This window comes from Saccharibacter floricola DSM 15669 (assembly GCF_000378165.1).
In the GTDB taxonomy this organism is placed as follows: Bacteria; Pseudomonadota; Alphaproteobacteria; order Acetobacterales; family Acetobacteraceae; genus Saccharibacter; species Saccharibacter floricola.
This window is the reverse complement of record NZ_KB899342.1, coordinates 1-21626: the sequence shown is the minus strand read 5'-3', so window position 1 is coordinate 21626 and position 21626 is coordinate 1. Positions and strand designations below refer to the sequence as shown.

Genomic DNA, 21626 nt, shown 5'->3' with positions numbered 1-21626 from the left:
CCCGCTTTCACGATGAAGAGACGGACCGTTTCTTTGATATGTTCCTATGCCTATTATCTTATAGCGAAACACTTAACTGAGCGCCTAATACGGCAGCATCATGATAGACTGTCGTCGCACTTGGGCGTTGGATATATTGGAAGTCCGGCTGAAAAGCCATCGCGCGCGCTACGTGGATACTATAGAAAAATTCATACACATTTTCATGGCTCTGCACACCAGGCACCGCCCCCCAACGCGTCGGCTGGAATGGCTGACCCAACGCAAGCGACGCTTCCTGCTGCCGTACCGCTGTTGAGCTGATATCAAAATGCTGCCACATAATCCCCATCGTATCGAGGGGACGTCCCCACAGCTTACCACTATCAACAAGCCCGGCCCATGTATGGTCGTGCATAGCCACTGTTTGGCCATCTGTGTACATCGCACCAGCCATCAAAATAAGGCCATTCGTATCACCCGGCCCATGCCTCCAGAGCATTTGATCCATAATGAGCCACGCACTATTCATCCCTGCCTGATAGCGACGCGGCTGCCCTGATGCCTGCCAAGACCCTCCGTAAATGTCCTTAAAAAGATTAACCTGTCGTGAATTATCGTAGGAATAACCAATCTTATAATGCCCTACGAGATGATGCTTCCCAAAACTAGGAATCCAGCCAATTTCTACCGGAGTGGAAAATTTCCCCAGTCCATCCTGCGCCCATGACCACCCTGAGATCCCCCCAGTGTAAGCATGAGGACTCACAGCAAACAGCCCGCCCATAATATACGTGTCGGACGTTGGCATGACACGCGCAACTGCGCCTAAATTGCCCGAAGGCCAATCGCGGTTGCCATTCGTGTATTTATTAGGTGCAGGGTTCCCACAAATGGCCACATTCATAAAGTCACAAAAGAGAGGAGATGCTGCAAAAAATGACCCAACAGGCATCCAGCCTGCATTGATATTAAGCCGGTCGTGAAACCAGGAAGTTTCCGCATACATCGCGACCAAATGGGCAATCACATTACCACGAGCCCCATAGATCTCTTGAGTAGCCGCATATGTATCCCCAAAGAGACCGGAGACATTCTGCCCATGCCCATTCACAACGATGGTATGTGTTTTTAGATGGTGAATACCTGCGAGCTTACTCCAATCAATATGCAGCTCTAGCCCAACTTGTCCCGTAATCGTCGAGGCGCGCTGCCGTCCACCGGTAATATTACCAGCAAACTCCTCATTAACCGACACCATCAACTGCACGCCATGATAGGCAAGCCACGGCTGGGCTCCGCCCCAATTCCCAAAAAAGTGCTGCGATTTCAGTGAAGGGGGCAATTCAGAACGTTTATCAAGCACTTTGTCAGGCGTCGTTGCACTATGCACAGCACCCAGCGTATCGGCCAAAACAGGCGCTTGCAGCCGCTCACGCTCACGTTCTTGAGCTTCTGCCTTTAAACGAGCCTGCTCTGCATCGGCTTTTCTTTGCTGGCTCATATAGTAATCGAAGGAAGGCCAACGATGCCGTGGCGATACACGACGGCGCCAACCATTCCGCCCGCGCAGTGCCCACGCTCCCTTATGCACCGAAACCTTTTTATGAGCCTTCGACACAGATTTTACCACTTGATGAGAAGATGCAGCCGTCGCCTTTCCCTCAACAGGAACCAAAAGCATCCCCACAGCACCTCCTACAACTGTAAGAAAAGCGCAGTACCTTAATAGATGGGCAGTAATCCGAGGGAACAAGAGCGGCTCAATCATGAAGGGCAGGTCTTTCCTCCGTCTAAAAACGGTTTCAGATTAGCAGGACATACCCTCTATTACCCTCGTATGCATCTCTCCAAAAGGAAGAAAGACAATTAATGCTATTTTTTATGAAAAAATATCTCTTCCCTAAAAAGAAAGGCCTGCTCTTACTCTCTCCGTAAAAGCAGGCTTAGATAGTCTAGATAACCTTATAACTTATTGATAAATAAGAATTAATTATCCTCATCATCGCCATCATCTATGGATCCATCAGGAGAAACAGCCACGAAAAGTTGCTGCCCATCACGCAGAATGCGCAACAACGGTGGTTGCTGGTGAGCTAAGGCACTCTGCACCAATGAAACAACAGCATGAGGGTTTGCCGTTGGCTGATTCCCAACCGCGACAATAATATCGCCTGGACGAATCCCAGCATGCTCAGCGGGGCTTCCCTGCGCTACATCAGCAACGACGGTACCCTTTACATTTTCATCCAACCCAAGCTCTTGACGCGTACGGGGTGTAAGCAGAGCCAAAGAAATACCTAAACGCCCTGATGGCGCTGTATTAGGCGTATTGCGTCCATTATCCTGCCCATGCGTCGTGAGGTTCCCGACCTCAAACGTCAATGTTAACGGCTTACTATCACGCAAGAGGTTAAGCTGAGCCTTACTTCCCGGTGCGATAGAGACCACTTTTACAGACAAATCATGCGCATTACGCACAAGATGGCCGTTAACTGCGGTGATCACATCTCCGCTCTTCACGCCAGCTTTTTCCGCAGGCCCCCCTTGCGCCACAGAAGCAATCAACACCCCATGAGATGGTGAACCAGAAGTCGCATCCGTTAGGTTGAGTGCACGAGCCATCGTCTGGGTAATGTCCTGCCCCTCTACGCCCAAATATCCGCGCACGACATGGCCATTACGACGCAACTGATCGACAACAGACTGAACTGTGCTTGATGGGATCGCAAAACCAATACCGATCGACCCGCCACCATTAGGCGACATAATCATGGAGTTAACCCCCACAACTTTGCCATCCAACGTAATCAACGGGCCACCTGAGTTCCCCCGATTGATCGGTGCATCAACCTGAATAAAGTCATTATACGCACCGGAATGTAGATCGCGCCCTAATGCGGAAATAATGCCCGATGTGACTGTTCCACCAAGACCATAAGGGTTTCCTACGGCAACGACCCACTGCCCTGGCTGCACTTCGTCCGAATTACCAAGCTCGACATAAGGCAATTTTGTGGGGCTCTTAACGCGCAATAACGCAATGTCTGTCTTCGCATCATGCCCAACAATTTTGGCCGGCAAGACAGTGCCATCATCCAGCTTAACGGTCACCTTGGTTGCACCGTTAATCACATGATTATTGGTAACGATATATCCATCATCAGAAATGATAAAACCAGACCCACGCGCTTCTACCGTTCTGTTAGAAGGTGCAGGCATCATCTGGAAGGGGAAAGGAAACGGAAACGGCATCCCCCCACCACCCATTGACGGCGGCCCATCTCCATCCCCCTGTACGTCATTTTCACGCACATGAGCTGTCACTGACACCACAGCGGGCTTCACTTGATGAACAATTTGTACAAAATCAGGAATACCCTGACCCGACATTTGCGGGTGAATTTGTGTGCTTTGCGCCAAAGCTGGCAGAGGTGCCGCCCCTGCCCCAATGACAGGAAGAGCTGCTAGAAGCGCCAGAGAAAAGCGGGAAGGCGTGGTCATCACAACATCCTGAAAATGGAAAATAGAGAGTATTGTTAATATGGGATGTTGGGTATTTTGTGCAACTAACTCTTAGATGAAACATCTGTAATTGAAGCGATTGTTCCAGAGCGTCGCCGCTGAAAGAAATGTGTCAGTAACGCACTCGCTTCACGCTCACATAGTCCACTAATGACCTCCTCAGGCTTATGCAGGCAATAATTACGCTGAAATAACCGAGGCCCATGATCCACAGCCCCCCCTTTGGGGTCATAAGCTCCATAAACCAAACGCCCTACACGAAAATGACTTATGGCAGCCGCACACATCGGGCACGGCTCCAAGCTGACAATAAGCGTACACCCCACTAAACGCGCAGAGCCCAGCACGGCAGCCGCGCGTCGCATCGCCAACAGTTCCGCATGAGCAGAACCATCATAATCGCCTTCCACCTGATTGCGCGCCACAGAGAGCACATACCCCTCAGGTGACAACACCATAGCGCCAACAGGCACCTCCCCCGCAGAAGACGCCTCACGTGCAAGCTTCAAAGCATGCTGCATCGCTTGCGATAACGAAACTTTCTTCCTCTCTTCCATAGCTCTATTCAATACGCCATAGGTCACACTATGCCTATCCATTCTGTGTCTTCCCCTTCAAGGAACACCCTATAAGCATGCAAGCCTGCTTCTTATCTTTGCCAATGCGACAGCCTTATGGACAATAGCGATCATTATGCCCAGTATGAATGGTTTAATGGTTCTGCACACAGCCCTGATGCAAGGACGCATCGCCGCTCTTAAAGTCTCTTGTGGCATTACCCTTGCAATCGGGCTATGGGGCCTGGCAGGCTTTTTCGGTATTCACGCTCTCTTTGAAGCGTCCCCTCTTCTTTACACCCTCCTAAAAATTTCTGGTGGGCTCTATCTCTGCTATTTAGGCGTTCAACTCATTCGCCAGGGCATGACAAAAGATCCAGTCCCTTTTCATAGCACCAATGACTCTTCTCAAGCGACGCAGCACTCTTTCCGCACTGGAATACTCACCAACCTTGCTAATCCTAAAGCCCCTATTTTTACATCGTCCCTCTTTGCAACCTCAATCCCAACTCATACACCTCTTTATGCAGGCCTCAGCTGTGTTGGGCTTATGATGGGCCTCAGCCTCTTATGGTTTAGCGGCGTTGCACTCCTTGTAAGCCACCATCCAGTTGCGGCACAGTTTCAGCGTTTCCGTCATTGGATAGACCGCCTCAGCGGTGCAACTCTCTTTATCCTAGGCGGGCATTTTATATCGTCACGCTCTTCATAGAAGAACAGTATTTACACAAGCTGGATTGCAAACCGTAGTGCCCACAGGGTATGTCTGTGCGTATGACCGATCCTTCAGCTTCTTCATCTGATACACAACGCGGCGAGCGCATCGCCAAGGCCCTAGCGCGTCGTGGCGTTGCCAGTCGCCGCGATGCTGAACGCATGATCGACGAGGGGCGTATTTCCCTTAATGGACATGCGGTCACCCATCCTGCGACCTTTGTGCAGGAACACGATATTCTCATTGTCGATGGGAAGCCCGTTGACCCCCCTCAACATACACGTCTTTGGCGCTACCATAAGCCTTCTGGACTGGTGACAACCCACCATGACCCAGAAGAGCGTCCTACAGTTTTTAACTCACTGCCCAAGGCAATGCCTCGGGTCATCAGTGTCGGGCGGTTGGATCTAAACTCAGAAGGGCTGCTCCTTCTCACAAATGACGGTGCACTTGCGCGTGAATTAGAACTTCCATCACGCCAATGGATGCGTCGTTATCGCGTGCGCGTCTTTGGAGTTGTGGACGAAAAACGCCTTGCCCAGCTTGCAAAAGGATCAACCTTTGATGGGGTGCGCTACGGGCCTATTGACGCAACGCTTGATTCCACCAAAGGCGATAATTCCTGGCTCACTGTCAGCTTAAGAGAAGGGAAGAACCGCGAAATTCGACGCGTTATGATGGGGCTTAACCTCCATGTGAGCCGTCTGATTCGCCTCTCTTACGGGCCGTTTATCCTTGGCCCCCTAAAGGCGCGCGAACTTGAGGAAGTGCCAAGCCGAGTGTTGGCAGACCAAATCCCTAGTTTTTCTGACAAAATGACCAAGGCGAAACGTCGCTAATCTATGCGTATTATTGCCGGTGCCCAGCGCGGCCGCACTCTTCTCGCTCCCAAAGGAGCCACAACACGCCCAACCTCCCAACGGATGCGGCAAGCTGTGTTTGATATGCTGATGCACGCCCCATGGTATGGGCGTGAACAGCTTGAGCAAGCCATTGTGCTTGACGCTTTTGCTGGTACAGGAGCGCTGGGGCTTGAAGCCCTCTCACGCGGTGCGCGCTTTGCGACCTTTATGGAAAGTAGCCGCACAGGCGTTAATACGCTTCGTGACAACTTGCTTTCCTGCAAACTCAGCGAACGCGCCCGCCTACGCGCCTGTGACGTCACGCGCCCACCCAAAGCCCCCAAAGCGCATACGCTCATTTTTCTAGACCCTCCCTACCATAAAGGCCTGGTCGAGAAGGGCCTGCGCGCGCTCAGCCGTGCTGGTTGGGTTGCCGAGGGGGCGCTCATTGTTGCTGAAACAGAGCAAGCCCCTCAATCAGAAGATGACGAGCCTTTTGAAGCCTTCCATGCGCATCTTTACCCCGGGAACAGCGCGCCACCACCCGTCCCACTCGCGCAACGATCTTTCGGGGTGGGGCGCATCACAATATGGCACCATACGCCCCATATTTCCTGATGAACGCAACCATCCTCTATCCCCTTTTCTTTACGATTTAATGATATAGCGCCCAACACCATTAGAAGATCAAATACCGTCGTTTCAGAATCAGCGCATATACGCTAATCTCTGCCCCTCCAGCGATGCTTAAGGATGTCCCGGGTGGTCTCTAAGACTCAACTAACGCAGAAACTCAAAGCGCTTCTTCCATCGTCACGGCGCCCGTCAACGCATACGGTTCAGCAGTCCGACGCCTATGATACCGACGCGTCCGACTGGCATGATTCACCTCTATCACGCTTACTCTCTGCACGCTTGATGGAGCTCCTCGGGCTAGCCCTCTTACTTTTAGCGGTCGGCATCGCTGTTTCATTGCTGAGCTTTAATCCGCACGATCCTTCTTTTAATACCGCAACCGGAACACAACCCACCAATATTCTCGGACGCAGCGGCGCAACGATTGCTGATGCTCTTATTCAGTGGCTCGGCCTCAGCAGCATGCTCCCTGTATTGGTTCTGTGTGCGTGGGCTTGGCGCCTCGTGCGCCACCATTCGCTCGGAGCCCCTCTCATCCGTTTGCTTTCAGCACTTGTTCTCTTCCCTATTGGCGCACTTTTTATCGGCACCTGCCAGCTTACACTCCCGGGGCTGAATATTGCTTGGCCAGCTGAAAGTGGCCTCGGTGGTCAAGTCGGGCTTTCCCTCGCGCGGCGTCTGCTGAATGCCGCCACAGGTGAGATGGGCTCTATGGGCGGCATTGCCTCGCTCCTTCTCGTGCTTATCCTCATGACCATTCTCGTTCCATTAGCCATGGGACTACATACACATGAATGGCGGTTGGTCGGTCGTGGTCTTTTAGCTGTTGTGCGCTTTCCAGCACGACTTCTACACACCAAACACACACAAGACGCTACCGGCAACACCAACGAACCACAATTATATAACCCGCAATCTGGCGCACCGATACATCGTCCAACAATGACGATGGCCGGAGCGGCCCTTCCCTCTGGCTTTCTTCGCCGCAACATGGCCCGTCAAGATCCACGCGTCGCCTCCACCACCGGCAGCACCTCTCCACAAATGCCACCATCCTCCCAACCTTGGATGCAGCCACCACAACAGCCCTCACCGTGGCATCAAGACGACGAAAAACCGCAACAAGTCGCCCCTGCAGAGCCCACTGCAGAAGAAGACAATAAACCGAGCAATCCTTACGGCGCGATGCTGGCTCATATCCAACGCGATAGTGAACGGCCTACCCCCAAACCCAGCGCATCTTCCATGCTTGATGACGATGATGATTTTGACGAGCCTGAGGAAACATCTCCAACCGTTACGCCGCCCTCCGCTACCCAACCCACAGAAGGAGCGGCTGACTTTCTCAAACGCTTCATCAGCCGCGCTAAAGAAAGTGACGAAACGCCTGCACCGTCAGCTCCCTTCCCTTCTGCTCAGCCTACACAGGCACCACCCCAACCTACACAAGCAGCGCCAAATCATGTTCTTAGTGGCAAAGGACTGGAAGCCGCTCCCTTCCCTGCCCCTGCGTCTGGTTGGTTGCCTCCGTCCCTAAGCTTGCTGAACCCGCCCCCTGATAGCGACCTAGTCGGCCCGTCAGAGGAAAGTTTGCAGGCCAATGCCCAGCTTTTAGAAAATGTACTCCATGATTATGGTGTACAGGGCACGATCAATGAATACCGCGCCGGCCCTGTCGTCACTCTTTATGAGCTTGAACCTGCTCCTGGTGTGCGCTCCTCGCGCGTGATCGGCCTTGCTGACGATATTGCACGAACCCTCGCTGTTCTAAGCGTACGCATTGCTACGGTTTCCGGTCGTAACGCCATTGGGATTGAAGTGCCCAATGAAACGCGTGAAACCGTCTATTTCCCCGACCTTCTTCATGCTGATGGCTGGAAAGAGAGCAAGGCTAAACTTCCTCTCGCACTGGGGAAAAACATCGCTGGGGAACCCGTTTACGCAGACCTTGCCAAGATGCCTCATCTACTTGTTGCCGGGACGACTGGGTCAGGTAAATCGGTTGGGATCAACGCTATGATCCTCTCCTTGCTTTATCGTTTAAGCCCGGAAGATTGCCGTCTTATCTTGATTGATCCGAAAATTCTCGAACTATCAGTTTATGACGGAATCCCCCATCTTATGACCCCCGTCGTGACAGAACCTCCCAAGGCTGTCAGCGCTCTAAAATGGGCCGTGCAGGAGATGGATCGTCGCTATCGGCTTATGGCAGACCATCAAGTGCGTAATATCAGCAGCTATAATGACCGCATCCGTCGCCTTAAAGCTTCTGGGGAGACCCCTACACGTCGCGTGCAGACAGGATTCGACCCTGAGACAGGGCGCCCTGTATTTGATGAACATCGTCTACCGATTGAACATCTACCTTATATCGTCGTCGTTATTGACGAAATGGCAGATTTGATGATGGTCGCCGGGAAAGAAATTGAAGCGTCCGTCCTCCGCTTAGCTCAAAAAGCGCGTGCTGCTGGTGTCCACGTCATTATGGCCACGCAGCGCCCATCAGTGGACGTTATTACCGGGACGATTAAGGCCAACTTCCCAACCCGTATCTCCTTCCAAGTCACCAATAAATATGACAGTCGCACGATTTTGGGCGAACAAGGCGGTGAGCAGCTTTTAGGACGTGGGGATATGCTCTTCATGCAAGGGGGCGCGCGCATCACGCGTGTCCATGGGCCATTCATCAGCGATGAAGAGGTTGAAGCCGTTGTGGCTGACCTACGCACAAAAGGCGAACCCGTTTATAACGCAGACGTCACCGCTGATGAACCAGAAGAGCCCGCCCCTAGCCGTGGCAATGGCCGCGGTGACGGCGACAGTAATAATGAGATGTATGATAAAGCGGTTGATCTGGTTGTGCGTGAACAACGTGCGTCCACCAGCTTCGTGCAGCGTCACCTCTCCATCGGGTATAATCGTGCGGCCAATATCATTGACCAAATGGAAAGCGAAGGCATCATCAGCTCGGCTAACCATGTTGGGCGCCGCAATGTCTTGATGGATCGCTCGGCTCTCCGTGAAGATGATGACGAGGATGAGGACTAATGGCGCCCCCTCCCCTCTTTAAACTAGGGCAAGAACTTCCTGTTCTTTTCGAAAATCCTCATTTCCTCGTGGTGAATAAGCCCGCAGGTCTTGCCGTCCATCCCGGCCCTCAAACCATCGATTCCGTTGAAACACGGCTCACACCGCAAAAACGCGGTGGGCCATGGCTTGTCCATCGCTTAGACCGCGACACATCCGGGTGCTTGCTGATCGCACGACGCAAAACAGCCTTGATAGACGCCCAAAGCGCCTTTGCCTCTCGCCAAACACAGAAACTCTATTGGGCCATCGTGGAAGGGAAACCCAACGACGCAGAGGGGCGGATCACAACACCACTGCGTCGTGTGAGCCATCATGGGCGCTGGCATATAGAAACCGCCACTCCAGCTGCTAAAGACGCACAGCAAGCCGAAACACACTGGCGCCTTCTTGGCCATCATGACGGCAAAAGCTGGCTAGAGCTCCGCCTCTTAACAGGCCGAACCCATCAAGCCCGCCTCCACTGCCAAGCTCTTGGCACCCCGATTGTCGGCGATCCGCTTTATGGAACAACATCGTCCCAAGGCCCTATGCAACTCCTCGCACGCTCGCTGCGCCTAGAGCTTTCTGAGAACCACATTGCAGCGGAAGCTCCACCGGCCGCCTCTATGCAAGCCTTCATCGCACGATGTGAGAGCATAATCTGATCATTCTTCGTAGCCAGTGCTACGCAATGCAAAGCGTCTTAAGGCGTATGTAAACTGTTCTCTGCCTGATAAGCATCACATTCCTTTTTCGAAATGCGTAAGCTTAAAAGAACTTTTGGGGCTTCTTCCTTACGGTAATTCACAACGACCGTAATGCCTTTATTTAATAGACTATAGCTTGCCCTATTCTCACAGGTGTTTTTAAGAAAAACATTCTGTGCTGCACCTTTTATTTTCGGATCAAGCGCATCCGTTTTTAGGGCCTTTTTCTTAATCTCAACATTATAAATCAGATCAGAGCCAGACCCTTCCAAATGGGTAACCAATAAAGCACTCCCCATATGAAGGGGCAGTATTCCACTATGGTTTGTCATAGCCGCAACTTTTTGGGCAATCTGTGGGGCTGTCTCTACATTCTGCGCATGAGATACCGTTGTCCAACCAAGGGCGAGAATACACGAAAAGAAGAGGCCTCTACATGTCATAATACGTTCCAAAAATAACCATCATCTAAAAACAGAGACAACCTCTATCAAACAACTGAGATAAGAGATGATGCCCCACTTCCCTTAACGCGTTGGATCCATCAGCATACGCGTTACAGCCTTTTTAAACGGCGTGAGACGCTCTGCGAGTGCCAATCCCGCACGGCGTGCCATGAGGAACGGTTTCTCATCACGCGTATAAGCCACTGCAATCGCATTGGTTGCCGCGAAGAGAGGAAATGTATCGCGACGGTGACGTTGCTCAAAACGAAATAATGCCCGTGAATCACCCGGATCGCCTGTGCCAGCCTGTATCTCACGCACAAGGGTTTCTTGTCCCTTAAGACCTAAGTTAAAACCATGGGCTGTAATCGGGTGCATACCAACCGCAGCATCCCCAATCAGAGCTAACCGTTGTGCTTGAAAACGATGGGCATATACAGCCTTTAACGGATAGGTAATCCGCTCACTCACGATACGGAGCATCCCAAGCCTTTCCCTTGTACGCTCGGTAATCTCCGTATTAAAAACATCATCAGGAGCCGCTCTCAGGCGTGCGATGTCATCGGGCGGTAAGGTCAGAACAAGAGATGACACATCCCCTATGCCGCCATCAGGTGCGACGGGAAGCAGCGCGATGGTCTGATTCTCATCAAACCATTGCAACGCCGTCTGCTCATGAGAGGGCAAATGACGCATGCGGCACACGAGAATATCACGACCGAAATCATGCACGATCGCCCCAATGCCCGCCATGTCACGCACGCGTGAGAACCGCCCATCAGCCCCGACAAGCAGACGACCGGTCAACGCCTTCCCATCCTCCAAACGCACCGTTACATCACGGCGCGTCGCACGGTAAGACGTCACGGAATGATCGCAGCAGAGCGTGATTCCTACCGTCTGGGCGACAGCTTGGTAAAGAGCCCGCCGGATAAGATGGTTGGCGACCAAATAACCAAGCGCTTCCCCTGCCTCTTGCGCTTCTTCAGGTGGCTGAAAAAGCAAAGGAGGGCCATTATCTGTACCGCTTTCAATGCGTGCAGTCTCAAGCGGGCTAACAGCATGAGAGTCAATAAACTCCCACGCTCCATAATCTTTAAGCCATTGGACTGTATGGTGCGTCAGGGCAATTTCACGCCCATCAAAAGAGGGATCAGCCAGCACTCTCTCAGGCGCACGTTCCACCACACACACCGACCAGCCTTCGGCAGCAAAGGAGAGTGCGCTTGCGAGACCAGCCGGACCACCTCCTGCAATAATGACATCATAGGATCCATCAGCAGTCTGTGGTTTTGTGGTCATCAGCTCTCTCTCTTATCCACTGGGAACGACACGTCTCCCAGACCGTTCCAATCCACCATGTAATGAGCCACATCAGGGCGGCGTTTTACACGATCAGGCTCTTGTGGTGTTCCCACAAACAAAAAACCTGCAAGGCCATCCACACCAAGGCGAGTCAGCAAGGTGCGATCCTCACAATAGGCCCCACTCACCCAAACACCACCAAACCCTTCAAGATGCAAGCCATTGAGCACGTTCATCGCCCCAGCCGCACTGGCCATCACTTGCTCTTGGAGGGGGATTTTATCATCAGGACGCAACGCCATCCCTAGCCCGATCACCATTGGCATCGTAGAAAAACGGTGCATCATCTTTTCTTTTTTCTTCTCTGGCGTCTCTGGGGCTTGGCGTTCCAGTGCTGCCACCACCTGCTGCGCCAAAGCGGCACGAGCGTCCCCCTGCACAACGATATAGCGCCAAGGCCGCAACTTCCCGTGGTCTGGAGCCCGTACTCCCGCTGAAAGAATACGCTCAAGCTGCTCACCTTGCGGAGCCGGTGTGAGAAGGTCATCGGTTGATGAACGGCTTAGTAGCGCTTGAAAAGCTGCTTCTGAGCGGACTGCTGACGACGTCATAAACTCTCCCTATCCATCAAAAAGAGACAAACGCTTAATGTTGTTTCTCTTCTTTTTAGAAGCAACCTTTGGAAAAGACCCAAGCCTTGGTATAGCAAGACTATTATGAATACGCACACATCACGCAGCGCTCGCCTGACTCGCCGCACCGGCGAAACCGATATTTCCGTCTCCCTCTGTCTTGATGGACAGGGGAAAGGCACGATTGAAACCGGGGTTGGTTTTTTTGACCATATGCTCAACGCTCTGGCACGCCATGGCGGCCTAGACCTTGACGTTCACGCTCAAGGTGACCTTCATATCGACGATCATCACACGATTGAAGATATCGGGATCGCTCTCGGGGATGCTTTCCGTAAAGCCATTGGTGATAAACGCGGGATTGAACGGTTCGGCTATGCCCTCGTTCCTCTTGATGAAGCTTTATGCGAGTCGGTTGTGGATGTTTCAGGCCGCCCCTTCTTGGCATGGGATGTCAGCTTCCCGCGCGAAATGATCGGCACAATGGCGACCGAAATGGTGGAAGAATTCTTTCGTGCTTTTGCCATGGCTGCGCATCTCACCGTACACGTCACCTGCAAGAGTGGGAAAAACGCGCATCATATTGCTGAAAGTGCGTTTAAGTCTTTCGCACGCGCGTTACGGATGGCCATTGCGCCTGATCCACGCAGCGAAGGCACGATTCCGTCCACTAAAGGTGTTCTATAACCCCCCGGTCTTGGAGTTTTTCTCATGATGCGCGTTGTCGTCATTGATTATAATGGAGGGAATCTTGCCTCCGCCGCTCAAGCGACACGTCGTGCTGCTGCACGCCGGGGGATTGAGGCGGATGTGGTGATCTCTCGCCAAGAAAGCGTTATCGAGCATGCTGACCGCCTTATTCTCCCTGGTCAGGGTGCCTTTGCCGACTGCGCTCGTGGGCTTGAAGAAGACAACCTCCGCCCACTGATCGAACGCGCAACGGAAAGCGGAATCCCTTTTATGGGAATCTGTGTCGGTATGCAGCTGATGAGCCAATACGGGCTTGAACATGGCCGCACTGAAGGGCTTGGTTGGATCTCCGGCCATGTGAGCCGCATGGTCAAAGCCGAGGAAGCAGGACTCCGCCTGCCTCATATGGGGTGGAACACGCTGGACTTCACACCCGGCGCTCACCCCCTAACAGAAGGGCTTTCTCCCGGTGAGCATGGCTATTTCGTCCATTCCTATGCTCTCCATGATGCCGATAACGCTGATATCATCGCTTCCACACAATATGGAGAGACCGTTCCGGCAATCGTCGCCCGCGGGTCACGCTGCGGCACACAGTTTCACGTAGAAAAAAGCCAAGAGGTTGGTCTCACCATTCTCGGCAACTTCCTACAATGGACGCCCCAACCGTGACAGAGATGGTGCTGAGCCCATCTCAGGGGCTTTCAACGACATCTCCTTCCTCTGAGGTCATCATGATAGACCGCGCCACCTCTCCCCTTAGCCAAGAGGATATGGACGCTCTGATTGAAGCCACAACGGCTGCCATTATCGATGGTGGTACGTTCGGCTGGCTTTACCCGCCTGGCCCTCAAGACATGCAACGTTTCTTTGAAGGGCTTCTCCTCGTTCCAGAACGTGAGCTCTTTTTGGTGCGTGACCATGAAGGGGTGGTTTGCGGTGCCGGTCTGCTCGCTCATCCGACCTCACGTTCTGAGCTCTACAGCCCTAAAGCCTGCCTCTCGTCGCTCTTCATCGCCCCCTATGCACGCCGCCGTGGTTATGGTTTGGCTCTCATCACGACGATGGTCAAACGAGCACAGCGCCGCGGTTCTAAGGTGGTTAATTGCGAAGTTCGAGAAGATCAGCATGCAGCCATCCAGCTGATAGCCAAGCTCGATTTTACTCATTGGGGGACGCACCCCTATTACACACGTATCGAAGGACAAACAGTGCGCGGTCTTTTCTTCTCCAAACTCGTTGTACCTGAACAAGAAGTCGCTCAATGGCAGCCCGCTGATATGCCTGCTGCTTCGGCGGCGTCACATGATGAACCCGCAGCGTCCCCAGCCCCTTCAGGCCTGACGCTTTACCCGGCCATTGACCTCAAGGGCGGTGCCTGTGTTCGCCTCCGTCAGGGGGAGATGGATGACGCCACCCATTACTCCGATAATCCCCCCGCTCAAGCACAGCTTTTTGCTGATGCAGGATGCACTCACCTCCATGTCGTGGATCTCGACGGGGCCTTTGCCGGCCATTCTGCCAATGCAGATGCTGTCGAAAAAATCATCGCAAACACGGCCCTGCCTGTGCAGCTGGGCGGTGGCCTGCGTGACATGCGCACCATCGAACGGTGGCTGCAAGCCGGTGTCAGCCGCGTTATCCTCGGCTCTGCTGCCGTGAAAGACCCAGACCTCGTGCGTCAGGCTGCCCGCGCTTGGCCGGGGCGTGTCGTGGCTGGAATTGATGCTCGCCAAGGACGTGTCGCCACAGAAGGCTGGGCGGAAGTCTCTGAACTAACAGCCATTGATTTGGCAAAACGTATGGAAGATGCCGGGGTCGCTCGCATTATCTTTACCGAAATTAGCCGTGACGGCATGTTAGAAGGGCTCGACCTTGAGCAAACAGCTGAGTTAGCCCGCAGCGTCTCCATACCTGTCATCGCCAGCGGTGGTGTGGGTAATCTTGACCATCTTAAAGCTCTCCGTAACATCGCTCAGGATGTACCAGGGATTGAGGGTGTTATTGTGGGCCGAGCCCTCTATGATGGACGGATCTCTCTTCCCGACGCCCTCAAGGTGCTGGAGGCTCCATGCTAAAACTCCGCGTTATCCCCTGCTTAGATGTAGCCGATGGCCGCGTCGTAAAGGGTGTGAATTTCGTTTCGCTGCGTGATGCAGGAGACCCCGTTGAGCAAGCCAAACTGTACGACAAGGCAGGCGCTGATGAGCTCACCTTCCTCGACATCACGGCAAGCTCTGATAATCGCGATACGATTTTAGACGTTGTGCAACGCACCGCAGCAGAAGTGTCCCTCCCCCTCACCGTTGGTGGGGGCGTGCGCCGATGTGAAGATGTCCGCCGTCTCCTGCTGAGTGGAGCCGATAAATGCGCCATCAACTCAGCCGCTATCCGTACACCTGAGCTGATTAATGAAGCCTCAGAGCGTTTTGGAAGCCAATGCATTGTGGTGGCCATTGATGCACGCTCTAACGGCAAAGGCGGCTGGGAGGTTTACGCCAAAGGCGGGCGCGAGCCGACCGGCATTGATGCCGTTGCTTGGGCAGAAGACATGGCTAAACGCGGCGCTGGAGAGATTTTGCTCACCAGTATGGATCGCGATGGAACACGCTCTGGCTTTGACCTAGAACTCCTCAAAACAGTCTGTAGCCGCGTTGCTATCCCCGTCATTGCCTCAGGCGGTGTTGGCGAATATGCACATTTTATTGAGGGGGCACAGGCAGGAGCCAGCGGGCTACTCGCCGCCAGTGTTTTCCATTTCGGGCAATTCCAGATCCATGATGTCAAAGCAGCCCTGCATAACGCAGACTTGCCTGTGCGTCTCGGACGATAATATAAAGTGAGAATGTGATGAGCAAAGATCTTCAAGCCCGCTACGTGCTCGAACGTTTGTTCGATACCGTTGTTTCGCGTAAAGACGCTTCCCCCTCTTTAAGTCATTCAGCACGACTAATGGCACGGGGTCGGAACAAAATTGCGCAAAAATTCGGTGAAGAAGCCGTTGAATGTGTCATTGAGGCTGTCAACGGAGACCGCGATGCCCTCATTAGTGAAAGTGCCGATGTGCTCTATCATCTCGTTGTGATGTGGGTTGATGCTGGAGTGAAGCCTAGCGATGTCTGGGCAGAGCTTGAGCGCCGTGAAGGCACAAGCGGCATTGAAGAAAAAGCATCACGCCCTAAACATACGCCCTGAGGGGAGAGTTCTCATGAGCAACGCACAGTACGATCCTAATAACGTCTTCGCCCGCATTCTGCGCGGTGAAATCCCCGCTGAACGTGTCTGCGATAGCAAACATTCTTTCGCTTTTTACGATATTTCACCAGCGGCGCCGGTGCATATCCTCGTCGTCCCTCGCGGTGCTTACACGGACTTCCACGACTTCACCTCTCGGGCATCCAACGACGAGATCCTTGATTTCTGGAAGCTTGTAGATAAAATTTCTGCTGAGCATTCGCTCATTCATCATGGCTTCCGCATTATCAGCAATATTGGGCCGGATAGCGGTCAAGAAGTCCCGCATTTTCATATCCATATGCTGGGTGGAAAAGCTCTTGGTCCCCTTCTAAGCCCTTCAAACACATAAAATGCAACCGGAGTGCCTGTTTTGCTCTTGCACTCCGGCAATAACTCCCCTAAAAGACGCTCACGCCTTTAGTCCCGTTCGTCTAGAGGCCTAGGACACCGCCCTCTCACGGCGGCAACACGGGTTCGAATCCCGTACGGGACACCAGCGCAAAGCTGTCATTTTTTGGCTATTCATATAAAAGTATGATGATATAAGGCCATTACAAAACCACGTTTTGGGCTGGTCTGTCGCTGACGAGCATCGAGCCCCACCACATGATTCTCCTGACTAACTGAATATCTATCGAATCAATACTATTAACGTTGTGCTCGCTTATTTGCTCTTACACAAACACCTTTATACGTACTATTGTCAGGTAAGCTAAGACCAATTTTTTTTCTCTCATAATTATATTCTGGACGGCAGCCATGTATAAAGAGTGTAAAAGCGTCAGAGCGTTTTTCACCATCATTAAGTAAATTACGTATGTATTTCTTTTGTTTTTGTTTAGAATACTCTTCCCTAATAATAATATTTAAAACCTTTCTTTTTTCCTCTCCAACGTCAAATTTTCTTATAGAATCCAGAAAATAAACCCCTTCTCGATTTCCTTTAGCAAGACATGTCTTTCCATAAATAATTTTATCTTCCCAGTTGAAGTCATTGGCGTTTTTTGTAGTATCTCCAATAAATTCGAAACGATCTTCATACGTGCCTTGCGTGCCATTGATCGTTAAGGATGTCAGCCGCTTCTTATCTCGAGACATCGTATTCCATGCCTCAACAACTTGTTCAAATGAACCCTCAACAACTAAAGGTGCTTCCTTCGCCTGACGAATCAGCTGAGGTAAGTCTCTAGGAGATGGCTTCCCAATTCGATGTTGTGTTGCGATTGCCCCCAAAATGGTAGGAGGAAGCCTCTCTGGTTCTGCAGAAGAATGCTCTTGAGGGCTATAATGACCACTCCCTTCAATCCTCTCCTTATAAAAAGAACAATTTTTCTGATGTAAATGCCCAGATAACGCACGAAAAAAATAGTTATTCTTCCGACTTCGAGCTGGAACCACTCCAACATGGCATTCAGGACAATAGAAATAGACTTCTTGATCAGATTGTCGTGAATGTGCCATTTCGGCAACTTCTAACCTGTTCCTATTATAGCAATATGCTACCGTCTCCATACGACCACACATAGAATAGATCTCATATTAAAAGTAAAAATATCATATATACTTATCCTGATTTCATATTCTGTGAAACCCCTTCCTCAAGAAAATCTTTGTCATCTCACAATAGTTCGATTAAAATAGAACAATAACTTTATCAGAAAGGATAACAACCATGACACTGCTTCATACCCTACAGAAACGCTACACAACCAAAGCTTATGATGGTGCTCGCCGCATTCCTGATGAAACGATTGCCCAGCTTCTAGAAGCCTTGCGTTTAAGCCCATCTTCGGTCAACTCACAGCCTTGGCACTTTATCATTGCCGATGATAATGCCGGAAAAGAACGGATTGCGAAAGCGACCCCTGAGCAGAGCCCATTAGCTTATAATCGCCCTAAAATTACCGGTGCCTCCCATGCTGTGCTTCTCTGCGCACGCCAAGAATTGTCCGATGCGTATCTCACAACTCTTCTTGAAAAAGAAAGAGAAGACGGTCGTTTTGTGACTGAAGAAGCTTTTGCCACTAGAAAAAAAACACTGACACATTATGTCGGCTTACATCGTCAAGCTGGGAACTTAGAGCAATGGACTCAAAAACAAGTTTATATCGCTCAAGGCTTTTTACTGCTCTCCGCCGCATCAATGGGCATTGACGCAACCCCAATTGAAGGGTTCGATCCCACCATTATGTCAGAAGAATTCGACCTAGCACAACAAAAGCTCACACCCTTGGTCGTGATCGCACTGGGCTATCATTCAGAAGAAGATTCCAACGCCAAACGTCCTAAATCTCGTCTGGCATATGAAGCGGTCTTCTCCAAAGCATAACCTTCACAAGTGCCCCTTACTCATTGATCCGCATAACACGCTGTCCCCATTACGAAAGAAATGTTCTGTGCGGATCATGAGTGGAGCCTGTCTCACTTTCTTTAAAAAAGCGCCTCTCAATGTGTAATGGCTGAAAGCGGAGCTATGATGTAATAGCTCGACGCGTTTGCGTCAGCTTATCACAATGCGCATAGCGCGCCTCTATTCAAAATAACATGTGGTAAATATCTGTATAGTTTTCACAGCGTACCATCATCGTCTACGCTATTTCTAAAGTATTTTCTTCTTCTACCAGAAATACCTAAACTGTTACCTCCCCATCGGGGGTTTCACTCCAATTATAAGCATCAATTTAGCAAAATTACTAGGTTACGTTGACAAATGATGGTATCCATATTTTCATGGCAGCGATGTTGAGAAAGGCGAGGAAGGATTTTCGTGTTTTGTCATACCGTGTGGCGATACGACGAAATTGCTTCAGTTTGTTGAACATACGCTCACTATGATTGCGATCCCTATAATCATGGATGTCGTAGGGAATGCTCTTTTTACGGTTTGATCGTGGTGGGATAACGGGCAGAACCGCATGGAAAAGCAAGGTTTCTCGTATGTTATCACGATCATACCCCTTGTTCGGCCCATCGGCGAAATCGAACGTAGACGGAATTCCATTTCCCGTAACGTTCATACATGTCTCGCCAAGGACAACCGACACGCAGGACATACAGCATTCCGTTGAGAAAAAGCCGATTATCGTGTGCTGGACGTGACCAGCGACCGTGCTCAGGCGGCAAAAGCTCACCAATAATCGCCCATTCTGCGTCTGTTAAATCACCGCGCATACACTCTCTCCTTTCCAACGAGAAGGAGTGCATCATATACAAAAATATTTTTTGTCAACATGGCCTAGGCCCTGTTAGGATTTGAGGTAATCAACTAAGGCGGCGATGTAGAGCACGGATATGAAAGATGAAGCTGTTTTATCATAGTGTGTTGCCAGCGCTCTCCATTCCTTGAGCCTTGCCCAGAGACTTTCCACCACATGTCTGTTTCGGTATGCCCATTGTGGGCAGTAGCAAGGGAATTGCCGTCGTTTGGAAGGAATGACAGGAATGCACTTATGCTGTTGAAGAATTTTTCTGAATTTATATGAGGCATATCCTCTGTCACACAGCAGATATGTTGGGAGCTGGGGCCATTTGATCAAGAAGGTCACGGGCCTGCGGCAACTCATAAGCATGGCCAGGAGAAAGGATAAAAGCCAAAGCTTTCCCGTGCCCATCCTACGCTACGCAGACTTTTGATCCGAAACCGCCACATGAGCCACCAAGGCCTCAGTTCAGAAGGAATGGCACGCCATTTCGTGCCATTCTAATGACGCCAGAAAATGGCTGAAATAGTTCGTCTCAGATAATGTGAAGCTCTCCTGCCTTTGGGACGATATTCTTCAATCAGGGAGCAAGGGACGAAGCCACATCCTGTCAGAAATGACGCTTTCCATTATACTCATCCCCTCTATATGGAGAGAAAAATTGTCCTTTAAACTCTAACAGTACCTAGCCCGGAGAGCCGTCACCTCCCGTAATGCCCCAAACTTGGCCAGTAACATAACTACTTTCTTGCGATGCAAGCGTTACATACACGGGGGCGATCTCAACAGGTTGACCAGGACGATGATACTCTGTTTCAGAGCCAAAATGCTCCACTACAGACTGTGGCTGTGCCCCACACACTTGTAGAGGTGTCCAAAATGGGCCGGGAGCCACCGCGTTCACACGGATACCGCGTGGTAAAAGCTGTCGGGCGAGACTATGCGTCATATTGGCGATCCCCGCCTTCGTCATAGCGTAGTCAACAAGAATAGGGTTAGGCGCGTAAGCATTTCGTGATGCTGTGTTAATAATCGTCGCCCCTTTAGGGAGATGAGGCACAGCCGCTTTTACCAACCAAAACAACGCATAAATGTTTGTCTTAAGCGTCCAGTCGAACTCTTCGGTTGTGAGCTCTAAAATATCCTCACAATAATGCTGCCGTCCGGCATTATTAACGAGAATATCAAGGCCTCCTAACTGCTTGACAGCATTATGAACCAATGTTTGACAGAATGTTTCTTCACGCAAATCCCCTGGTATCAGCGCAACCTGCCGCCCGGCCTTGCGAATAAGAGCTGCGACTTCTTGCGCGTCACTTTCTTCTTGCGGCAAATAATTAATAGCAACATCAGCGCCTTCTCGCGCATAAGCAATCGCGACAGCGCGTCCAATGCCGGAATCGCCCCCTGTAATAAGCGCCTTTCGTCCAGAAAGACGCCCTGCCCCCTTATAGCTCTTCTCTCCACAATCAGGTCGAGGGTTCATAGAACTCTGCAATCCCGGCCAAGATTGTGGCTGCTGGCGGAAAGGGGGAGAAGGATAACGATGAACAGGGTCTTGCAGAGGAGCCGTTCCCATTGAGGTCGTGCCCGCCGCTTTCTTCGCAGCTTGCGCCGATGGTAACGCTGATAAAGAACCTAACGCAGTCATTCCAGAGAGAAGCGCTCGCCTACCAACAGGCGAGGCCCCTTCTCGTGTCGTTGTCTGGGAAGAAGAGGTCACATCATGGGTATCATCGCGACGTGTATTAGTCATGGAGCGTTTTCCTTATATCCGTCTCCACGACCCCACTCCCCATTAGGAGAGTAAGATCGCGAGACTGTTCTCCACTCACTCTGACATGCTCTCAAGCGTCTCTTCAACCAAACAACGCTTAAACCAGCGATGCTGCGGCCTTAGAAGGCCGCAGAAACACTCGCTTGCGCCCCACTATCAACAGAGTGGTTCCCATATTGACCAATATAGGACAGATCAACATTGATACGGTCAGTCAGCTTCGCACCAACACCGAAGTTCACAACCGCAGCGTCCAGTGACAATGGCACACCACCCACATCCATCGTATTGCGACGATGCGTTGAGGCA

Annotated in this window: 22 protein-coding genes, 1 tRNA gene and 1 pseudogene; 13 read left to right on the top strand and 11 right to left on the bottom strand. The window is 51.4% G+C overall.

The features are described 5' to 3' along the window. Window positions 1-58: 58 nt before the first annotated feature. The 3 genes from F457_RS12700 to F457_RS0108785 all read right to left on the bottom strand — a co-directional run bounded on the left by F457_RS12700 (window position 59) and on the right by F457_RS0108785 (window position 4025). On the bottom strand, window positions 59-1663 hold the full coding sequence (locus F457_RS12700; protein WP_018980768.1) for a carbohydrate porin: 1605 nt from the start codon (window positions 1661-1663) through the stop codon (window positions 59-61). 305 nt (window positions 1664-1968) lie between these two features. Beyond that, window positions 1969-3483 carry a Do family serine endopeptidase gene (locus F457_RS0108790; RefSeq protein ID WP_018980767.1) on the bottom strand — a complete coding sequence of 505 codons (1515 nt, stop codon included), beginning with the start codon at window positions 3481-3483 and terminating at the stop codon, window positions 1969-1971. Between the two features lie 65 nt (window positions 3484-3548). Then, entirely contained in the window at window positions 3549-4025 is a 477-nt protein-coding gene (locus F457_RS0108785; RefSeq protein ID WP_018980766.1) for a nucleoside deaminase, read from the bottom strand. Between the two features lie 172 nt (window positions 4026-4197). Between F457_RS0108785 and F457_RS12695 the strand changes: the two genes are divergently transcribed. From F457_RS12695 to F457_RS0108760, 5 genes are all read left to right on the top strand, one after another. Then, a complete protein-coding gene (locus tag F457_RS12695; protein ID WP_083912750.1) occupies window positions 4198-4773 on the top strand; it encodes a LysE family translocator in 576 nt (191 codons plus the stop codon). 62 nt (window positions 4774-4835) lie between these two features. Then, window positions 4836-5615, top strand: coding sequence for a pseudouridine synthase (locus F457_RS0108775; protein ID WP_051081329.1), 780 nt, complete (start codon window positions 4836-4838; stop codon window positions 5613-5615). A 3-nt stretch (window positions 5616-5618) separates the two neighbouring features. After that, complete coding sequence (gene rsmD / locus F457_RS0108770) at window positions 5619-6236, top strand: 16S rRNA (guanine(966)-N(2))-methyltransferase RsmD (RefSeq protein WP_018980763.1); 618 nt, start codon at window positions 5619-5621, stop codon at window positions 6234-6236. A 144-nt stretch (window positions 6237-6380) separates the two neighbouring features. Further along, window positions 6381-9302 carry a DNA translocase FtsK gene (locus F457_RS0108765; protein ID WP_018980762.1) on the top strand — a complete coding sequence of 974 codons (2922 nt, stop codon included), beginning with the start codon at window positions 6381-6383 and terminating at the stop codon, window positions 9300-9302. Then, a complete protein-coding gene (locus F457_RS0108760; protein WP_018980761.1) occupies window positions 9302-9988 on the top strand; it encodes an RluA family pseudouridine synthase in 687 nt (228 codons plus the stop codon). The genes F457_RS0108765 and F457_RS0108760 overlap by 1 nt, the downstream gene beginning before the upstream one ends. Before the next feature lie 38 nt (window positions 9989-10026). On the opposite strand, the gene F457_RS0108755 is transcribed toward F457_RS0108760, so the two are convergent. From F457_RS0108755 to F457_RS0108745, 3 genes are all read right to left on the bottom strand, one after another. Continuing rightward, window positions 10027-10473 carry a hypothetical protein gene (locus F457_RS0108755; RefSeq protein WP_156809413.1) on the bottom strand — a complete coding sequence of 149 codons (447 nt, stop codon included), beginning with the start codon at window positions 10471-10473 and terminating at the stop codon, window positions 10027-10029. Window positions 10474-10557: 84 nt separating this feature from the next. Next, a complete protein-coding gene (ubiM, locus tag F457_RS0108750) occupies window positions 10558-11778 on the bottom strand; it encodes a 5-demethoxyubiquinol-8 5-hydroxylase UbiM (protein ID WP_018980759.1) in 1221 nt (406 codons plus the stop codon). Beyond that, window positions 11778-12392, bottom strand: coding sequence for a nitroreductase family protein (locus F457_RS0108745; RefSeq protein ID WP_018980758.1), 615 nt, complete (start codon window positions 12390-12392; stop codon window positions 11778-11780). Before F457_RS0108745 ends, ubiM begins: the two co-directional genes overlap by 1 nt. Before the next feature lie 105 nt (window positions 12393-12497). On the opposite strand from F457_RS0108745, the gene hisB reads away from it, so the two are divergent. The 7 genes from hisB to F457_RS0108710 all read left to right on the top strand — a co-directional run bounded on the left by hisB (window position 12498) and on the right by F457_RS0108710 (window position 16836). After that, window positions 12498-13100, top strand: coding sequence for an imidazoleglycerol-phosphate dehydratase HisB (hisB, locus tag F457_RS0108740; RefSeq protein WP_018980757.1), 603 nt, complete (start codon window positions 12498-12500; stop codon window positions 13098-13100). 27 nt (window positions 13101-13127) lie between these two features. Continuing rightward, window positions 13128-13775, top strand: coding sequence for an imidazole glycerol phosphate synthase subunit HisH (hisH, locus tag F457_RS0108735; protein WP_026294308.1), 648 nt, complete (start codon window positions 13128-13130; stop codon window positions 13773-13775). A 62-nt stretch (window positions 13776-13837) separates the two neighbouring features. After that, on the top strand, window positions 13838-15181 hold the full coding sequence (hisA, locus tag F457_RS0108730; protein WP_040921033.1) for a 1-(5-phosphoribosyl)-5-[(5-phosphoribosylamino)methylideneamino]imidazole-4-carboxamide isomerase: 1344 nt from the start codon (window positions 13838-13840) through the stop codon (window positions 15179-15181). Next, window positions 15175-15936 carry an imidazole glycerol phosphate synthase subunit HisF gene (gene hisF / locus F457_RS0108725; protein WP_018980754.1) on the top strand — a complete coding sequence of 254 codons (762 nt, stop codon included), beginning with the start codon at window positions 15175-15177 and terminating at the stop codon, window positions 15934-15936. The genes hisA and hisF overlap by 7 nt, the downstream gene beginning before the upstream one ends. Before the next feature lie 17 nt (window positions 15937-15953). After that, a complete protein-coding gene (locus F457_RS0108720; RefSeq protein ID WP_018980753.1) occupies window positions 15954-16298 on the top strand; it encodes a phosphoribosyl-ATP diphosphatase in 345 nt (114 codons plus the stop codon). A gap of 13 nt (window positions 16299-16311) precedes the next feature. Then, window positions 16312-16689: an HIT domain-containing protein gene (locus F457_RS0108715; RefSeq protein ID WP_018980752.1), complete on the top strand. Its 378-nt coding sequence runs from the start codon at window positions 16312-16314 to the stop codon at window positions 16687-16689. A 71-nt stretch (window positions 16690-16760) separates the two neighbouring features. Beyond that, window positions 16761-16836: transfer RNA gene (locus F457_RS0108710), tRNA-Glu, on the top strand. 152 nt (window positions 16837-16988) lie between these two features. On the opposite strand, the gene F457_RS0108705 is transcribed toward F457_RS0108710, so the two are convergent. Beyond that, window positions 16989-17801 (bottom strand): hypothetical protein, encoded by an 813-nt coding sequence (locus F457_RS0108705; protein ID WP_018980751.1) that lies wholly within the window; start codon window positions 17799-17801, stop codon window positions 16989-16991. A gap of 211 nt (window positions 17802-18012) precedes the next feature. Between F457_RS0108705 and nfsB the strand changes: the two genes are divergently transcribed. Continuing rightward, window positions 18013-18669, top strand: a complete 657-nt coding sequence (gene nfsB / locus F457_RS0108700) for an oxygen-insensitive NAD(P)H nitroreductase (RefSeq protein ID WP_018980750.1) — start codon at window positions 18013-18015, stop codon at window positions 18667-18669. Between the two features lie 620 nt (window positions 18670-19289). On the opposite strand, the gene F457_RS14400 is transcribed toward nfsB, so the two are convergent. From F457_RS14400 to F457_RS13960, 4 genes and pseudogenes are all read right to left on the bottom strand, one after another. Beyond that, window positions 19290-19511, bottom strand: a complete 222-nt coding sequence (locus F457_RS14400; protein WP_018980749.1) for a transposase — start codon at window positions 19509-19511, stop codon at window positions 19290-19292. A gap of 74 nt (window positions 19512-19585) precedes the next feature. Next, on the bottom strand, window positions 19586-19903 hold the full coding sequence (locus tag F457_RS14395; RefSeq protein ID WP_408735139.1) for a transposase: 318 nt from the start codon (window positions 19901-19903) through the stop codon (window positions 19586-19588). 322 nt (window positions 19904-20225) lie between these two features. Next, window positions 20226-21296: an SDR family oxidoreductase gene (locus F457_RS0108690; protein WP_018980748.1), complete on the bottom strand. Its 1071-nt coding sequence runs from the start codon at window positions 21294-21296 to the stop codon at window positions 20226-20228. Between the two features lie 140 nt (window positions 21297-21436). Continuing rightward, window positions 21437-21626 (bottom strand): annotated as a pseudogene (locus F457_RS13960) (autotransporter outer membrane beta-barrel domain-containing protein); the annotation flags it as partial.

What these genes read in the sequence shown, in the direction of transcription:
- hisB (WP_018980757.1), top strand. Translation starts at nt 12,498, where the DNA reads ATGAATACGCACACATCACGCAGCGCTCGCCTGACTCGCCGCACCGGC.
- hisA (WP_040921033.1), top strand. Translation starts at nt 13,838, where the DNA reads ATGATAGACCGCGCCACCTCTCCCCTTAGCCAAGAGGATATGGACGCT.
- F457_RS12700 (WP_018980768.1), bottom strand. Translation starts at nt 1,663, where the DNA reads ATGCTTTTGGTTCCTGTTGAGGGAAAGGCGACGGCTGCATCTTCTCAT.
- ubiM (WP_018980759.1), bottom strand. Translation starts at nt 11,778, where the DNA reads ATGACCACAAAACCACAGACTGCTGATGGATCCTATGATGTCATTATT.
- F457_RS12695 (WP_083912750.1), top strand. Translation starts at nt 4,198, where the DNA reads ATGCCCAGTATGAATGGTTTAATGGTTCTGCACACAGCCCTGATGCAA.
- F457_RS0108755 (WP_156809413.1), bottom strand. Translation starts at nt 10,473, where the DNA reads ATGACATGTAGAGGCCTCTTCTTTTCGTGTATTCTCGCCCTTGGTTGG.
- F457_RS0108720 (WP_018980753.1), top strand. Translation starts at nt 15,954, where the DNA reads ATGAGCAAAGATCTTCAAGCCCGCTACGTGCTCGAACGTTTGTTCGAT.
- F457_RS0108745 (WP_018980758.1), bottom strand. Translation starts at nt 12,392, where the DNA reads ATGACGTCGTCAGCAGTCCGCTCAGAAGCAGCTTTTCAAGCGCTACTA.
- F457_RS14395 (WP_408735139.1), bottom strand. Translation starts at nt 19,903, where the DNA reads ATGAGTTGCCGCAGGCCCGTGACCTTCTTGATCAAATGGCCCCAGCTC.
- F457_RS0108790 (WP_018980767.1), bottom strand. Translation starts at nt 3,483, where the DNA reads ATGACCACGCCTTCCCGCTTTTCTCTGGCGCTTCTAGCAGCTCTTCCT.
- F457_RS0108760 (WP_018980761.1), top strand. Translation starts at nt 9,302, where the DNA reads ATGGCGCCCCCTCCCCTCTTTAAACTAGGGCAAGAACTTCCTGTTCTT.
- hisH (WP_026294308.1), top strand. Translation starts at nt 13,128, where the DNA reads ATGCGCGTTGTCGTCATTGATTATAATGGAGGGAATCTTGCCTCCGCC.
- F457_RS0108785 (WP_018980766.1), bottom strand. Translation starts at nt 4,025, where the DNA reads ATGCAGCATGCTTTGAAGCTTGCACGTGAGGCGTCTTCTGCGGGGGAG.
- F457_RS0108775 (WP_051081329.1), top strand. Translation starts at nt 4,836, where the DNA reads ATGACCGATCCTTCAGCTTCTTCATCTGATACACAACGCGGCGAGCGC.
- F457_RS0108715 (WP_018980752.1), top strand. Translation starts at nt 16,312, where the DNA reads ATGAGCAACGCACAGTACGATCCTAATAACGTCTTCGCCCGCATTCTG.
- rsmD (WP_018980763.1), top strand. Translation starts at nt 5,619, where the DNA reads ATGCGTATTATTGCCGGTGCCCAGCGCGGCCGCACTCTTCTCGCTCCC.
- hisF (WP_018980754.1), top strand. Translation starts at nt 15,175, where the DNA reads ATGCTAAAACTCCGCGTTATCCCCTGCTTAGATGTAGCCGATGGCCGC.
- F457_RS0108690 (WP_018980748.1), bottom strand. Translation starts at nt 21,296, where the DNA reads ATGACTAATACACGTCGCGATGATACCCATGATGTGACCTCTTCTTCC.
- nfsB (WP_018980750.1), top strand. Translation starts at nt 18,013, where the DNA reads ATGACACTGCTTCATACCCTACAGAAACGCTACACAACCAAAGCTTAT.
- F457_RS0108705 (WP_018980751.1), bottom strand. Translation starts at nt 17,801, where the DNA reads ATGGCACATTCACGACAATCTGATCAAGAAGTCTATTTCTATTGTCCT.
- F457_RS14400 (WP_018980749.1), bottom strand. Translation starts at nt 19,511, where the DNA reads ATGCGCGGTGATTTAACAGACGCAGAATGGGCGATTATTGGTGAGCTT.